The sequence below is a fragment of the Streptomyces sp. NPDC051909 genome (assembly GCF_040681095.1).
GTDB lineage: Bacteria > Actinomycetota > Actinomycetes > Streptomycetales > Streptomycetaceae > Streptomyces.
This window is the reverse complement of the sequence record NZ_JBFAYA010000001.1, coordinates 51,936-65,917: the sequence shown is the minus strand read 5'-3', so window position 1 is coordinate 65,917 and position 13,982 is coordinate 51,936. Positions and strand designations below refer to the sequence as shown.

The 13,982-nt window shown below is 74.1% G+C and carries 11 protein-coding genes; 3 read left to right on the top strand and 8 right to left on the bottom strand.

Features of this window, described 5'->3' with window-relative positions; genetic code table 11:
- Positions 1-85: 85 nt before the first annotated feature.
- Positions 86-910, bottom strand: a complete 825-nt coding sequence (locus AB0M18_RS00345) for a hypothetical protein (protein ID WP_365754233.1) — start codon at positions 908-910, stop codon at positions 86-88.
- Between the two features lie 87 nt (positions 911-997).
- Here AB0M18_RS00345 and AB0M18_RS00340 point away from each other — a divergent pair, with 87 nt between their 5' ends.
- Positions 998-3,511, top strand: a complete 2,514-nt coding sequence (locus AB0M18_RS00340) for a helicase C-terminal domain-containing protein (RefSeq protein ID WP_365754232.1) — start codon at positions 998-1,000, stop codon at positions 3,509-3,511.
- Between the two features lie 18 nt (positions 3,512-3,529).
- On the opposite strand, the gene AB0M18_RS00335 is transcribed toward AB0M18_RS00340, so the two are convergent.
- The 6 genes from AB0M18_RS00335 to AB0M18_RS00310 form a co-directional block, all read right to left on the bottom strand.
- Complete coding sequence (locus AB0M18_RS00335) at positions 3,530-4,108, bottom strand: Uma2 family endonuclease (RefSeq protein ID WP_365754230.1); 579 nt, start codon at positions 4,106-4,108, stop codon at positions 3,530-3,532.
- Positions 4,109-4,209: 101 nt separating this feature from the next.
- Positions 4,210-5,700 carry an HAD-IA family hydrolase gene (locus AB0M18_RS00330; RefSeq protein WP_365754229.1) on the bottom strand — a complete coding sequence of 497 codons (1,491 nt, stop codon included), beginning with the start codon at positions 5,698-5,700 and terminating at the stop codon, positions 4,210-4,212.
- Between the two features lie 35 nt (positions 5,701-5,735).
- Complete coding sequence (locus AB0M18_RS00325) at positions 5,736-6,815, bottom strand: ABC transporter ATP-binding protein (RefSeq protein WP_365754227.1); 1,080 nt, start codon at positions 6,813-6,815, stop codon at positions 5,736-5,738.
- Between the two features lie 2 nt (positions 6,816-6,817).
- A complete protein-coding gene (locus AB0M18_RS00320; RefSeq protein ID WP_365754226.1) occupies positions 6,818-7,669 on the bottom strand; it encodes an ABC transporter permease subunit in 852 nt (283 codons plus the stop codon).
- Positions 7,657-8,559 carry an ABC transporter permease subunit gene (locus tag AB0M18_RS00315; protein WP_365754225.1) on the bottom strand — a complete coding sequence of 301 codons (903 nt, stop codon included), beginning with the start codon at positions 8,557-8,559 and terminating at the stop codon, positions 7,657-7,659. Before AB0M18_RS00315 ends, AB0M18_RS00320 begins: the two co-directional genes overlap by 13 nt.
- Positions 8,556-9,716, bottom strand: coding sequence for an extracellular solute-binding protein (locus tag AB0M18_RS00310; RefSeq protein ID WP_365754223.1), 1,161 nt, complete (start codon positions 9,714-9,716; stop codon positions 8,556-8,558). Before AB0M18_RS00310 ends, AB0M18_RS00315 begins: the two co-directional genes overlap by 4 nt.
- Positions 9,717-9,934: 218 nt before the next feature.
- On the opposite strand from AB0M18_RS00310, the gene AB0M18_RS00305 reads away from it, so the two are divergent.
- Together AB0M18_RS00305 and AB0M18_RS00300 are read left to right on the top strand one after the other, a co-directional pair.
- A complete protein-coding gene (locus AB0M18_RS00305; RefSeq protein WP_365755002.1) occupies positions 9,935-10,675 on the top strand; it encodes a GntR family transcriptional regulator in 741 nt (246 codons plus the stop codon).
- Positions 10,676-10,822: 147 nt separating this feature from the next.
- Positions 10,823-12,469, top strand: coding sequence for a DNA repair helicase XPB (locus AB0M18_RS00300; protein WP_365754221.1), 1,647 nt, complete (start codon positions 10,823-10,825; stop codon positions 12,467-12,469).
- Between the two features lie 90 nt (positions 12,470-12,559).
- Here AB0M18_RS00300 and AB0M18_RS00295 read toward each other — a convergent pair whose 3' ends face one another.
- On the bottom strand, positions 12,560-13,921 hold the full coding sequence (locus tag AB0M18_RS00295) for a hypothetical protein (RefSeq protein ID WP_365754220.1): 1,362 nt from the start codon (positions 13,919-13,921) through the stop codon (positions 12,560-12,562).
- Positions 13,922-13,982 lie beyond the last annotated feature (61 nt).

The window sequence follows — 13,982 nt, the reverse complement described above, 5'->3', positions numbered from 1 at the left end:
CGCCCTGTGCAATGGCACCGGCCGGGGCGCCGCTCAGCCGCCGCCTTCGGCGTGCCGCGCGCGGCCGGCCGCGCCCAGGGGCCACTCAGGCCCTGCGCGCCCGCCACAGCAGATACAGCGCCGAGACGATCGCGGCGGCGCGCAGGGTCCAGGGCCAGGTGGCGGAGAGGGCGGCACCCATGGCGGCCTCGCCGGGTGGGATGGGGGTGCCCCAGCGGCCCTCGACGCGGCCCCAGAGCCAGATCGCGCCGGCGGCGGCGACCACGCCGGGGAGGGTGATGGCTGCGATGCGGCGCTCGCGGGAGAGGTAGGCGAGGAGCCAGCCGGCGGCGACGGGGAGTACGGAGCCGAGGGCCGCGCCCGCGAGGAGCAGGAGGGCCGCCGACAGGAGCAGCGGGCTGCCGAAGCGCGGGACGCGGAACGTCCGCTTCTCGTCCGGAGCCGGTTCCGCCTCCGCCGCCTCCGCCTCCGCCGCCTCGTCCTCGTCCTCGTCCTCCTCCGGCGGGGGCTTCAGGATCTCCGGGATCTCCACGCCGCCCATGAAGCCGGCGACCCTGCCGGTGGGGTCCTGCGCGTCCAGGGACTCGGCCTGCCACCAGTCCGCCGTACGCGGCGTACGCGGCGAACGCGGCGTGCGCGGAGACGGAACCTCCGCATCCGGGACCTCCGCGGGCGCCACCGGCACCACCGGCGCCCCCGGCACCACCCGCCCCACCACCTCGTCCGGCGTACCCAGGTCCCCGAGGATGCCCCGCACCCCCTCGCCCTGCACGGCGCGCCGGCGTTCGATCTCGTCGCGCAGGCCCGAGACCAGCTCGCGGCGCTCGGCCGCCGGGACCTGTCGCTGCTGCGCCAGGTCCCCGATTCGGCTCAGATAGTCGAAGACCAACCGGTCGTTCTCGATCCCCACGGCACGACGGTAGCGCCTGCACAGGGGCTAACGTGGTCCGGATGGGGATCGATCGGTGGGATCGGTGAGCTCGACCGGGAGGCGCACGTGCCCAAGGAGACCGGCGGCGGCGCGGCGCCGCGGACGCTCGCGGAGGCGCTCCGCGCCGGCGGGGACGAAGGGCTCGCCGCGCTGCTGCGGGCGCGGCCGGACCTCCTCTCGCCGGTGCCGAACGACCTGACGCAGCTGGCGACGCGCGCCGGGACCCGCGGTTCCGTCGTACGGGCCCTGGAGCGGCTCGACCGGTTCGCCCTGCAGACGGCCGAGGCGCTCGCCGTGGCCCCCGACCCCGCCCCGTACCCCGTGCTCCTCGCCCTCCTCGCCGGGGACGGCACCGCGGCGGACATCGACGCGGACGTCGACGCCGCCGTCGAGGCGGCGCTGCCGCGCGCCGTCGCCGTGCTGCGCGAACAGGCCCTGGTGTGGGGCGACGACGAGCGGCTGCGGCTGGTGCGCACCGCGCGCGAGCTGCTCGCGCCCTCGCCGCAGCACCCCTCCCCCACCGGCCTCGGCCCGAGCGTCGCCGAGGCCACGGCCGGTATGTCGCCGGGACGGCTCCAGGAGATCATCGCGAACGCCGGACTGCCCGCGACGCACGACCCGGTGTCGGCGGTGGCGGCGCTGACGGAGCTGTTCACGGACCGTACGAGGATGGCGGCGCTGCTCGACACCGCGCCGCCCGACGCGCTCGCGGTCCTGGACCGGCTGGTGTGGGGGCCGCCGTACGGGGAGGTGACGGCCGATCCGGCGCCGCCGGTGCGCTGGCTGCGCGACCGGGGCCTGCTGCTTCCGGTGTCGACGCGGACCGTGGTGCTGCCGCGCGAGGCGGCGCTGCATCTGCGCGGCGGGCGGGCGCACCGTACGCCGGAGCCGGTGGCGCCGGAGGTGACGACGGCCCGCGAGTACCGTCCACAGGTCGTGGACAACGCGGCGGCCGGCCAGGCGCACACCGCGCTCGCGACGGTCGAGGAACTCCTCAAGTCCTGGGACCAGGGTGGGCCGCAGGTGCTGCGGGCCGGCGGTCTGTCCGTACGGGACCTCAAGCGCACCGCCGCCGCGCTCGACGTCTCGGAACCCGCCGCCGCGTTCTGGCTGGAGCTCGTCCACGGGGCCGGGCTGCTCGCCTCCGACGGCGAGGCCGACGAGCGGTACGCGCCGACCCCCGCCTACGACGACTGGCTCGACCTGCCGCCCGCCGAGCGCTGGGCCGCGCTCGCCGTCACCTGGCTGGCCGCGACCCGCACCCCGGGCGTGGTCGGCGGCCAGGACGCCAAGGGCCGCACCCTGTCCGCGCTCGGCCCCGGCCTGGACCGGGCGCAGGCCCCGGAGGTGCGCCGCCGGGTGCTCGCCCTGCAGGCCGCGCTGCCGCCGGGCGCCGCCGCCGACCGGGAGGCACTGCTCGCCCGGCTGCGCTGGGACCGGCCGCTGCGCAGCGGCGGGCCGCTCGCCGACCTGCGCGAACAGCTCGCCGCCTGGACCCTCGACGAGGCCGAACTCCTCGGCGTCACCGGCCGCGGCGCCCTCGCCACGCCCGCCCGCGCACTGCTCAACCTGCCGCTGGCCGAGGCGGCCGCGGACGACGCGTTCCAGGGGCACGACTGCGAGCCGTCCGTCGCCGCCTCCCGCGCGGCGACCCTGCTCGCGCCGCTGCTCCCCGAGGCCGTGGACCACGTCCTGCTCCAGGCCGACCTGACGGCCGTCGCGCCGGGGCCGCTGCGCCGGCCGCTCGCCGACACCCTCGCCGTGCTCGCGGACGTCGAGTCGAAGGGCGGCGCGACCGTCTACCGCTTCACGCCCGGCTCCGTACGGCGGGCGCTCGACGCCGGGCGCAGTGCCTCCGACCTGAAGGACTTCCTCACCGCCCACTCGCGCACCCCGGTGCCGCAGCCCCTCTCGTATCTCATCGACGACGTGGCCCGCCGCCACGGGCACCTGCGGGTGGGGGCCGCGTCCGCGTACGTGCGCTGCGACGACGACACCGTGCTCGGCGAGATCCTCGCCGACCGGCGCGCGGCGGCCCTCCGTCTGCGCCGCCTCGCCCCGACCGTCCTCGCCGCCCAGGCCGACCCGGCCTCGCTCCTGGAGGGCCTGCGGGCGATGGGTTACGCCCCGGCCGCCGAGTCCGCGGAGGGCGATGTCCTCGTCACCCGCGCCGACGCCTACCGCACCCCGCCCCGTACCGCCCCGGCCCCCGTCCCCGACGGCCCCCCGGCCCCCGACGCCACCCTCCTCAAGGCGGCGGTACGGGCCATCCGCGCCGGCGACCACGCGGCGACGGCGGTCCGGAAGGAGCCGGCGACCGCGACCCCCCTCACGGCCGGCGAACTTCCCCGCACCTCCCCCGCCGACACCCTGGCCACCGTCCAGGCCGCCGCCCTCACCGGCTCGGCGGTCTGGATCGGCTACGTCAACGCCGAGGGCGCGGCCAGCCAGCGGGTCATCGCCCCGGTGCGGGTGGAGGGCGGCTTCGTGACGGGCTACGACCACACGGCCGACGAGGTGCGGACGTACCCGCTGCACCGGATCACGGGCGTGGCGGAGCTGGTGGAGGAGGAGGGCTAGAGCCGGTCTGGACCGGGCCTACGTGCGCGGGCTGACGAGACGGCCCGGGTCGACCTTCAGCGGGAACGGGGCGTCGATCGACGTCTCCCGGCCCGCCTCGGCCACGGTGCGCTCCACATAGCGGCCTTCGACCAGCTCCGAGACAACCAGCGCGGGTGTCGGCTCCAGCTCAAGGCGCCACAGGTGCTCGATGTTCGCGTCCGCGTAGTACGGCGGCTTCAGGAGCCGGTCGGTGCGGCGGCCGGACGACGAGGGCGAGACGATCTCGACGACGAGCAGGACCGCCTCGGCGTCGACCGTGATCGGGTCTTCGGCCGCGGCGGCGCCCTCGACCACCACGATGTCGGGGATGAAGAGCCCGTCGGGCAGCACGACATTCACCGCTTCGAGCACCTCGGCCGACACGCCTGAGGCCTGGATCGCGGCATCCAGCAGGGTGGCCAGCCGGAACGACGCCCGCTGGTGCTTGAAACCCGGAGCCGGAGACATCAAGAGAGCTTCCCCCATCAATTCACGACGTTCACCGCGGTCCTCCCCCAGAGCCAGGACCTGCTCTATCGTCCAGGGCCCAAAGTGCGGATCGTGTGCGACGCTCATCTCGCCACCTCCCTCTCGGCTGTCCGTCCCGTCCAGTCTGGCAGAACCCGCCGACACCGGGCGGTTATCCACAGGCCGGGCGGGGCCTGCCCAGCGCCGTCTCACAGCGCGAAGGTCGTCACCACCGCCGCGTGGTCCGACGGCCACTCGTTCGCCGCGAAGTCCGGCCACGGGGACGGGGTGCCCGTGACCAGGGTGCGGGAGGTGAGGGTGCGCAGGCCGTGGGCGTTGTGGAGGACGAAGTCGATGCGGTCCTGGGGTTCGGGGGCGCCCGCGTGGGGGCCCTCCTCCGGGTGGACGGGGTGGATCGGGGACCAGGTGTGGCCGGGGTCCCGGACGGGGTCGGGGTGGGCCTCGCGGTAGGAGTCGCGCAGGCCGGCGGCCTCGGCGGCCTTGGTCACCGGCCAGGGGACGTCGGGCCGGTCCAGGTGGGAGGGGGCGTTGAAGTCGCCGACCAGGACGACCGACCGGCCGCCCTCGCCCGCCTCCTTGGCGATACGGGCCAGCGTGTCCTGGATCTGGGCGAGCCGGATCTCCTCGTGGGCGATCAGCTCCTCCGCCGGGAGCCCGTCGAAGGCGGACTCGTACGGCCCGTACGGGGTGTAGTGGAGGTGCGCCGTCCAGACGTCGACCTCACGACCGGTCTCGTCGATCCGGATGCGGACGCCGGCCGCCCCGTAGAAGCCGACCTCGGGGTCGCCGAGCCGGGCGACGACGGGGTGGCGGCTGAGGATGCCGAGGTTCTCGCCCGCCGTGTGGTGGTGCCAGCCGAGTTCGGCGGCCAGCTCCTGGGTGGCGAGCCGCCCCGTCTCCTGGAAGCCGACGACGTCGGCGCCGGAGGTACGGAGGACGGCGAGCTGCTTGGCCCGGTAGTCCTCGACGAGGCCGCCGCCGAGCCACAGGTTCCAGCTCATGACGGTGAGTTGGCGCTGCGTCAGACCCGTCAGGAACTCCGGCGTGACGCCCGTGAGTCCGTCCCGCACGGTGCGACCGGGCGCCGGGGCGATCGGGGTGACGGACGGGACCGCGAGCACCGCGCAGCCCGCCGCCTCCGCCGAGGCGACGCCGGTGGGCGTGTCCTCGACGGCCACGCAGCGCGCGGGCTCGACGCCGAGGGCGGCGCAGGCGGCGAGGTACGGCTCCGGCTCGGGCTTGGTCGTGGCCGTGTCGTCCGCGGTGACCGTGACCGTGAACCCGGGCGCGCCGAGGGCCGTGAGCGCCGCCACGACGGTGTCGGCGACGGCCCGGGGCGAGGCGGTGACGAGGGCGGTGGGGACGCCCTCGCCGGCCAGCGCGGTCAGCAGGTCGAGCGCCCCGGGCCGGGGCACGACGCCCGCCCGGACCCGGTCGGCGAACTCCCGGTGCAGCTCGGCCGCCAGCACCTCGGCGCCACGCCCGCCCCCACCGCCGTCCTCGGCGGCGAGCCAGGCGGCCGTGTGCTCGACCGGCCGGCCGAGGACGTCGGGCCGGTCGGCGTCGGTCAGCGGTCGGCCCGCGACCTGCTCCACCGCCTCCCACCACAGTCCCTCGGTGTCGACGAGCGTGCCGTCCATGTCGAACAGGACGGCGTGGAGCGGGCGTTCGGGGTTCACGTACGTCACTTTCCGTTTTTTCGGGCGCCGCGCGGCTACGGGCGGCGTTCGGCGACGAGGACCGGACGCTCCCGCAGGGTCACCGTCACAGCATCCCCCGCGGCGAAGGCGGCCGCCTCGTGCGTGGCCAGATCGGCCTTGACCTCGGTGGTGTCGGCGAGCCGCACGGTGAGCCGGGTGGTCGCGCCGAGGAAGGCCGTCGCGACGACCCGGGCCGAGCAGGCACCGTCCGTCGAGACCCGCACGTCCTCGGGTCGCACGAGCACGTCGACCGGACCACTCGCGGGCGCCTCGCCGTCCACCGGCAGTCGCAGGCCGAGTACCTCGACGGTGCTGCCGTCGAGGTCCCCGGGGATCCGGCTCATCGTCCCGACGAACTCCGCGACGAACGCGGTCGCGGGCCGCCCGTACAGCTCGGCGGGCGGCGCGCACTGCTCAAGGCGGCCGGCGCGCATCACGGCGACCCGGTCGGCCATGGACAGCGCCTCTTCCTGATCGTGCGTCACGAAGAGGGTGGTGATGCCGAGTTCGCGCTGGATGCGGCGGATCTCCTCGCGGAGGCTGAGCCGCACCTTGGCGTCGAGCGCGGACAGCGGCTCGTCGAGCAGCAGGACGCGGGGGCGCAGGGCGAGGGCGCGGGCGAGCGCGACGCGCTGCTGCTGGCCGCCGGACAGCTGGTGGGGGTAGCGGCCGCCCTTGTCGCCGAGGCCGACGAGGTCGAGCAGCTCGGCGGCCTGCGCCTTGCGCGCGGCCTTGGCGACCTTGCGCATGCGCAGGCCGAAGGCGACGTTGTCGAGGCAGTCGAGGTGGGGGAAGAGGCTGTACGACTGGAAGACCATGCCCGCGTCGCGCCGGTGCGCGGGCACGTGCGTGATGTCGGCGCCGTCGACGAGGACCGCGCCCGAGTCGGGCTGCTCGAAACCGGCGAGCATCCGCAGCGCGGTGGTCTTGCCGCAGCCGGACGGGCCGAGCAGGGCGAGAAGTTCGCCCGGGGCCACGGTCAGGTCGAGCCCGTCGAGGGCGGTGGTGGCGCCGAACTGCCTGCGCAGCCCGCGGAATTCGACGGTTGCGGCGTCCGTGTCCGTACGCGGTGCGAGGGGGGCGGTCACGGTCATGGTCATCCCTTGGAAGCCTTGGAGATACGAGTACGGCGGGCGGCGCCGGGGGCCCGTCCACCGGCCCCGGAGAGGGCCAGCAGCAGCACCCAGGTGACGAGGAGGCTGAGGACGGAGACGGCCACGGACATCTGGGCCTGGGAGCCGGAGATGTTCACGATCCAGACGGCGAAGGGCCGGAAGCCGAGCAGCTGGGCGACCGTGTACTCGCCGAGGACCAGGGCCAGGGTGAGGAAGGCCGCGTTCATCAGCGCGCCGCGCAGATTGGGCAGGACGGCCCTGACCAGCGCCTGGGTCCCGTTGGCGCCGCAGCTGCGGGCGGCCTCGACGAGGGTGCGGACGTCGACGGCCTGGAGGCCCGCGTCGAGGGCGCGGTAGGTGAAGGGCAGCGCCATCACCACGTACGCGAGGACGAGGACGACGGGGAAGGCCGGGTTCTGCAGGGCGACGAAGGTCTGGAAGAGGGGCGTGCGGGCGAGGTGCTCGGGGCCCCACTTCAGGACGGTGCCGATGCCGGCGACGAACGCGATGGGCGGCACGACCAGCGGCAGCGAGCAGACCGCCTCGACGAGGGGCTTCAGGCGGGGCGCGCCGAGCCGCAGGGCGACGAGCGCGGGCACCATGAGCAGCAGGACGACGGCGATGGTGACGGCGGCCAGGCCGAGCGAGAGCAGCAGGCTGGTGGTGAAGCCCTCGGTACCGATGATCTTCGTGTACGCGTCGACGGTGAGGCCCTGGCCGGGCACGTCGACGGTGAAGATCACGGAGGCGGCGAGCGGCACCAGGAAGTAGAGCCCGGCGAGCCCGAGCACCGCCCAGCGCCAGGTGTTGTCCGTACGGATCAGGCGAGCCATCGCGAACTCCGGCGTTGCAGGGGCAGATAGACCGCCATGACGAGCCCGGCGACGACGACCATGTCGAGGCTGAGGGCGAGCGCCACGTTCTCCTGGCCGACCAGGACGTTGCCGGAGATGGCGTCGGAGATCTGCAGGGTGACGAGCGGGACGGCACTGCCGACCATCGCGGCGGCCGTGGCGTACGCGGCGAACGCGCTGCCGAAGAGCAGCACGAGCCCGCCGAGCAGGCTCGGCAGCAGTACGGGCAGGGCCACGTGCCGCCAGTACTGGACGGCGGTGGCGCCGTTGTTGCGGGCGGCCTCGCGCCACTGGGTGCGCAGTCCGTCGAGGGCGGGGGTGATGGTGAGCACCATCAGCGGGATCAGGAAGTACAGGTAGACGAGGACCAGGCCCCAGAAGCTGTAGAGGCTCCAGCCCTTCTCGGCGAGGCCGAGGTGCCGGGTGAGCACGCCGGAGTTGCCGAGGGTGGCGACGAACGCGAAGGCGAGCGGGACGCCGCCGAAGTTGGCGAGCACGCCGGAGGCGGTGAGCACGGCCTCGCGCAGGGCGCGGGAGCCGGAGGACACGATCGCCTGGGCGAGCGGCAGCCCGAGCAGGGCGGCGAGCCCGGCGGCGGTCGCGGAGAGCTTGACGCTGCCGAGCAGGGCGGTGAGGTAGGCGCCCTGGAGGGAGGCGGTCAGGTTCTCCGTACCGTACGAGCTGATGCCGGTCGCCGGGTCGTCGACGGTGAGGGCGCCGCCGAGCATGGCCACGGCCGGGACGCCGAAGGCGATCGCGGTGAAGGCGAGCAGCGGGACGGCGGCGAGCCAGGCGGGGGCGCGGCGGCGCCGCCGCCGGGCCCGGGCTGGCTCGGCGGCGACGACGACGACGGTTGCGGAGGCGGTCATCCGGAGACGGCCTTGCCCCAGCCCTGGGCCAGCGTCGTCTTGGCCTTGGCCTGCTGGGCCTCGGTCGGGAAGGCCGGGACGCCGGAGACGGCGGGCAGCTTGAGGGCGGCGTCCTTGTCGAGGGTGCCGGCCTTGTCCATGGCGGGCATCAGGACGGGGCGGGCGAAGCCCTTGAGCCACAGGTTCTGGCCCTCGGCGCTGTAGACGTACTCCTGCCAGAGGCGGGCGGCGGCCGGGTGCGGCGCGTCCTTGTTGATCGCCTGCGAGTAGTACTGGGCGTAGCGGCCGTCGGTGGGGACGGCGACCTTCCAGTCGAGGCCCTTGGACCTGAACTCCTCGGCGTAGCCGGCGTTCAGGTAGTCCCAGTCGATGGAGATGGGCGTCTCGCCCTTCTCGACGGTGGCCGGGGTGGACTCGACGGGCGTGTAGTTGCCGTTCTTCTTCAGCTCGGCGAAGAAGTCCAGGCCGGGCTGGATGTCGTCGAAGGAGCCGCCCTTGGCGAGGGCCGCCGCGTAGACGCCGCCGAAGGCGGAGCCGGACTTGGTGGGGTTGCCGTTGAGGGCGACCTGGCCCTTGTACTCGGGCTTGAGGAGGTCCGCGAAGGTGGTGGGGCAGTTCTTGACCCGCTTGGCGTCGCAGCCGATGGAGACGTAGCCGCCGTAGTCGTTGTACCAGCGGGCCTTCGGGTCCTTCTGGCCCTCGGGGATGTCGTTCCAGGCGGTCACCTTGTACGGGGCGAACAGGCCCTGCTGGGCGCCTTGAAGCGCGAAGGAGCTGCCGAGGTCGAGGACGTCGGGGGCGCGGTCCTGGCCCTTGCGGGAGGTGACGGCGTTGATCTCGTCCTGGCTGGAGGCGTCGGGGTTCTCGACCTCCACCTTGATGCCGTACTTCTTCTGGAAACCGTCGATGAGGGCGCCGTAGTTGGCCCAGTCGCGCGGCAGCGCGATGGCGTGCAGCGTGCCCTCCTTCTTGGCCGCCGCGGCGAGGGCGTCCAGGCCGCCGAAGTCGGCGGCGGAGGTGGCGGTGGCGGCGTTCTTGCCGTCGGCGGTGGTGGTGCCCTCGGGCGCGGCACCGCAGGCGGTGAGGGCGAGCGCGGCGAGGACGGCGAGGGAGCCGCCGAGGACGGCGTTTCTCGGGAGGGTCGCGGGGACGGGCACGGCTTCTCCAGGAGCTTCGGGGGCGAGAACTTGTCTGAACAAGTCGGCCTCAGTACGCCGGGCGCTGATGACTTGAAGGTGAACGGAGACGGAACGGATCCCCGCCATTCCCTGCACAATCAAGCCTGTTCGGGATCGTTTCCAGCCACTTCAGAGCTGGTCTACGCTGAACGAACTGCACACAGCGGCAGCGACATCCGACGTGACCTGGGGGAATGATGACCGCGCGCCACGAGCAGATCGCCGCGGAGCTCCGGCGGGCGATCCACCGCGAGGAGTACCCGGTCGGCGCGCACCTGCCCGCCGAGACCGAGCTCGCCGCGCGGTACGGCGTCTCGCGCGGCACCGTCCGCCAGGCCGTCGCCGCCCTCGCCGCCGAGGGCCTCATCGGCTCCCGCCAGGGCGCCCGCCGGGTCGTCCTGGCCCCGCGCCGCAGCCAGAGCTTCGCCGAGCTGCGCAGCTTCGCCCAGTGGGCCCAGGCCATGGGCCGTACCGCCACCGGCAGGGTGGTCGCCCAGGAGTACCGCCCGGCCACCGCCGAGGACGCCGCCCGCCTCCACCTCCCCCAGGGCACCCCCCTGCTCAACGTGCTGCGCCTGCGCGGCCTCGACGGCGAGCCCGTGCTCGTCGAGCGCACCGTCTACGCCGACTGGATCTCCCCCGCCGTCGAGGCCATCGACCCCGACTGCGCCTCCGTCACCCAGCGCCTCTACGAGGACACCGGCCTGGTCTTCGCCCACGGCGAGCACGTCATCGACGCCATCTCCGCCGGCGCCCGCGACGCCGCCCTGCTCGCCGTCCGCCGCACCAGCCCCCTGCTCCGCGTCCGCCGCGTGACCACGACCCACGACGGCCGCCCGGTCGAGTGGTCCGACGACCGCTACCGCCCCGACGCGGTCAGCTTCACCGTCCACAACGCGATCGGCCACAACCCGCTGATGCGGACGACAGCGGGGTGACGACAGCGGGGTGACGACAGCGGGGTGACGACGGCGGGGTGACGACGGCGGGGGTAGGGCCACTTCTCCGCGCATCAGGCAGACTGGATGTTTGGCCTGGCTACCCGGCCTGGTAGTCCGGCCGCGCGGAAGGGGATGCAACGCAACGTGAACGGTCCACTCATCGTCCAGAGCGACAAGACGCTCCTCCTGGAGGTCGACCACCCGCAGGCCGACGCCTGCCGGCGGGCCATCGCGGCGTTCGCCGAGCTGGAGCGGGCGCCCGAGCACATCCACACGTACCGGGTGACGCCGCTCGGGCTGTGGAACGCGCGGGCGGCCGGGCACGACGCCGAGCAGGTCGTGGACGCGCTCGTGGAGTTCTCGCGGTACCCGGTGCCGCACGCGCTGCTCGTGGACGTCGCCGAGACCATGGCGCGCTACGGGCGGCTCACGCTCAGCAAGCACCCCACCCACGGGCTTGTCCTCACCACCACCGACCGGCCGGTCCTGGAGGAGATCCTCCGCTCGAAGAAGGTCCAGCCGCTGGTCGGGGCCCGCATCGACCCCGACACCGTCGCCGTGCACCCCTCCGAGCGCGGCCAGATCAAGCAGACCCTGCTGAAGCTGGGCTGGCCGGCCGAGGACCTCGCCGGTTACGTGGACGGCGAGGCGCACCCGATCGACCTCGCCGAGGACGGCTGGAGCCTGCGCCCGTACCAGCAGCAGGCCGTCGAGGGCTTCTGGCACGGCGGCTCCGGCGTCGTCGTGCTGCCCTGCGGCGCCGGAAAGACGCTGGTCGGCGCCGGGGCGATGGCCCAGGCCAAGGCGACCACGCTGATCCTCGTCACCAACACCGTCTCCGCCCGCCAGTGGAAGCACGAGCTGGTCAAACGCACCTCGCTGACCGAGGACGAGATCGGCGAGTACAGCGGCACGAAGAAGGAGATCCGGCCGGTCACCATCGCCACCTACCAGGTGCTCACGACCCGCCGGAAGGGTGTCTACCCGCACCTGGAGCTCTTCGACTCCCGCGACTGGGGCCTGATCGTCTACGACGAGGTGCACCTGCTGCCGGCGCCGGTCTTCAAGTTCACCGCCGACCTCCAGGCCCGCCGCCGCCTCGGCCTCACCGCCACGCTCGTACGGGAGGACGGGCGCGAGTCCGACGTCTTCTCGCTCATCGGGCCCAAGCGCTTCGACGCGCCGTGGAAGGAGATCGAGGCGCAGGGCTACATCGCGCCCGCCGACTGCGTGGAGGTACGGGTCGACCTGACCGACTCCGAGCGGCTGGCGTACGCGACGGCCGAGGCGGAGGAGAAGTACCGCTTCTGCGCCACGACCGCGACCAAACGCAGGGTCACCGAGGCGCTGGTGAAGAAGTTCGCCGGGCAGCAGATCCTCGTCATCGGCCAGTACATCGACCAGCTCGACGAGCTCGGCGCCCACCTGGACGCCCCGGTGATCAAGGGCGAGACCTCGAACGCGCAGCGCGAGAAGCTCTTCGACGCCTTCCGCAACGGCGAGATCAGCGTCCTCGTCGTGTCGAAGGTCGCGAACTTCTCCATCGACCTCCCCGAGGCCACCGTCGCCATCCAGGTCTCCGGCACCTTCGGCTCCCGCCAGGAGGAGGCCCAGCGCCTCGGCCGCGTGCTGCGTCCGAAGGCCGACGGCCACCAGGCCCACTTCTACTCGGTCGTCGCCCGCGACACCATCGACCAGGACTTCGCGGCCCACCGCCAGCGCTTCCTGGCGGAGCAGGGGTACGCGTACCGGATCGTGGACGCGAGCGAGCTGCTGGCCACCGAGCAGTGACGCGACAAGGGGCCCCGTCCGGGCCGGAATGCCCGGACGGGGCCCCTTCGTCGCGCAGGCCGGCCAGGCCGGTCAAGCCGGTCAAGCCGATCAGGCCGCGGGGTTCAGGACGATCCTCGCCTTGTCGTTGGCGGGGTTCGGGTCGAACGGCAGCGGCTCGGTGCCGTACGGCGGCGTCAGCACCACCGCGCCCTTGGCGCCGGTCACGACGGTGTCGATCCGCAGCTGGAAGGGCAGGGCCACCGTCTGCTTCTCGGCGACCCAGATCGGCAGGTTGCACAGGTAGCGCGGCGCGCCGGTGCGCACCTCGCTCTCCCACCAGCCGCCGTCCGCCGTGCGCGGCTCGCACGCGTCCGGTACGGCGGTGGCGGTGGCACCCGGCGGGACGGTCACGTCGACGCGGCCGACCGGCTCGCCGGAGCTGAGGTTGGCGACCCAGGCCGGGCCGCGGTTGCGGAAGGTCACCTGGGCGGTGACGGTCTCGCCGGCCGCGGCGGTGAGCCGGGCGCCCCGGACCGCGAAGTCGGCCGTGTTGGTGACGGTGACGGCCTTGACCGTGCCGTTGTCCTCGGGCTGGAGGTCCTCGGCGCCGTCGCGCGCCTGCACGCCGACGTCCACGCGCTCGTAGAGCCCGTACGCGGCGACGGTGGCGGTGACGGGCGACGGCAGGGCGAACGTCTCGCCGGGGGCGACCACGACGTCGTACGCGCAGTCGATCTTCGTGACCGGGTGGATCGGGCCCTCGCCCTCGCCGGCCGGGGCGCTGACGCACTGCGGCGCGAGACCGTCGAGGGTGAGGCCGCGGGTGACGTAGTACGTGACCTGGACGCCGTTGGCGGGCTGGTCGCCCTTGTTGACGGCGGAGACCGGCACCGGCACGGTGGCGCCGGGCGCGACGCCGGTGGACGGGGGCAGGGCGGCGACCGAGAGGTCGGGGCCGGAGGCGACCCGGACGTCGGTCCAGTTCTCGCCGGCCGTGAGCTGCTCGCCGGTCGTCGTCGTGGCCGTCGCCTGATAGCTGATCCGCCCGCTCGCGCCGACGGCCGCGCCGACCGCGGCGCGCACCGTCACCGGCACCTTGACGGTGCTGTCGTTGCCGGAGGCCGGGACCTCGGCGACGGAGCAGACGGCGGTGGTACCGGCCGGGGCGCAGTTCTCCGGCCAGGTGACCTCGGCGATGCCGGCGAGGCCCGAGATGTCGACGGTGAGCCGGCCGTCGACGACCTGGTTGGCCACGTTGTCGTGGGACAGGCTGAGGCTGAGCGTGGTGGGCGCGGGCTGCGGCCCCGCGTCGCTCGCCTTGGGCAGCACCAGCTGCCAGGGCGAAGCGTTGACCCACAGCTGGTCGCTGTCGGCGAGGGCCGGGGCGGCGGTCAGTCCGACGGTCACCAGACCGGCCACGGCGGCACAGGCACCGAGCCGCGTGACGCGGCCGGTGGAAGGCTTCTTCATGTTCTCCTCGTTCGTCGACGGCGGTGCGAAGAGGAGACCTGCGAGGGCGGGCGAAGGTTGC

Excerpts from the sequence above, each read along its gene's own strand:
- AB0M18_RS00335 (WP_365754230.1), bottom strand. The coding sequence starts at position 4,108 with ATGAGCGTCGCACACGATCCGCACTTTGGGCCCTGGACGATAGAGCAG.
- AB0M18_RS00325 (WP_365754227.1), bottom strand. The coding sequence starts at position 6,815 with ATGACCGTGACCGCCCCCCTCGCACCGCGTACGGACACGGACGCCGCA.
- AB0M18_RS00315 (WP_365754225.1), bottom strand. The coding sequence starts at position 8,559 with ATGACCGCCTCCGCAACCGTCGTCGTCGTCGCCGCCGAGCCAGCCCGG.
- AB0M18_RS00305 (WP_365755002.1), top strand. The coding sequence starts at position 9,935 with ATGACCGCGCGCCACGAGCAGATCGCCGCGGAGCTCCGGCGGGCGATC.
- AB0M18_RS00320 (WP_365754226.1), bottom strand. The coding sequence starts at position 7,669 with ATGGCTCGCCTGATCCGTACGGACAACACCTGGCGCTGGGCGGTGCTC.
- AB0M18_RS00295 (WP_365754220.1), bottom strand. The coding sequence starts at position 13,921 with ATGAAGAAGCCTTCCACCGGCCGCGTCACGCGGCTCGGTGCCTGTGCC.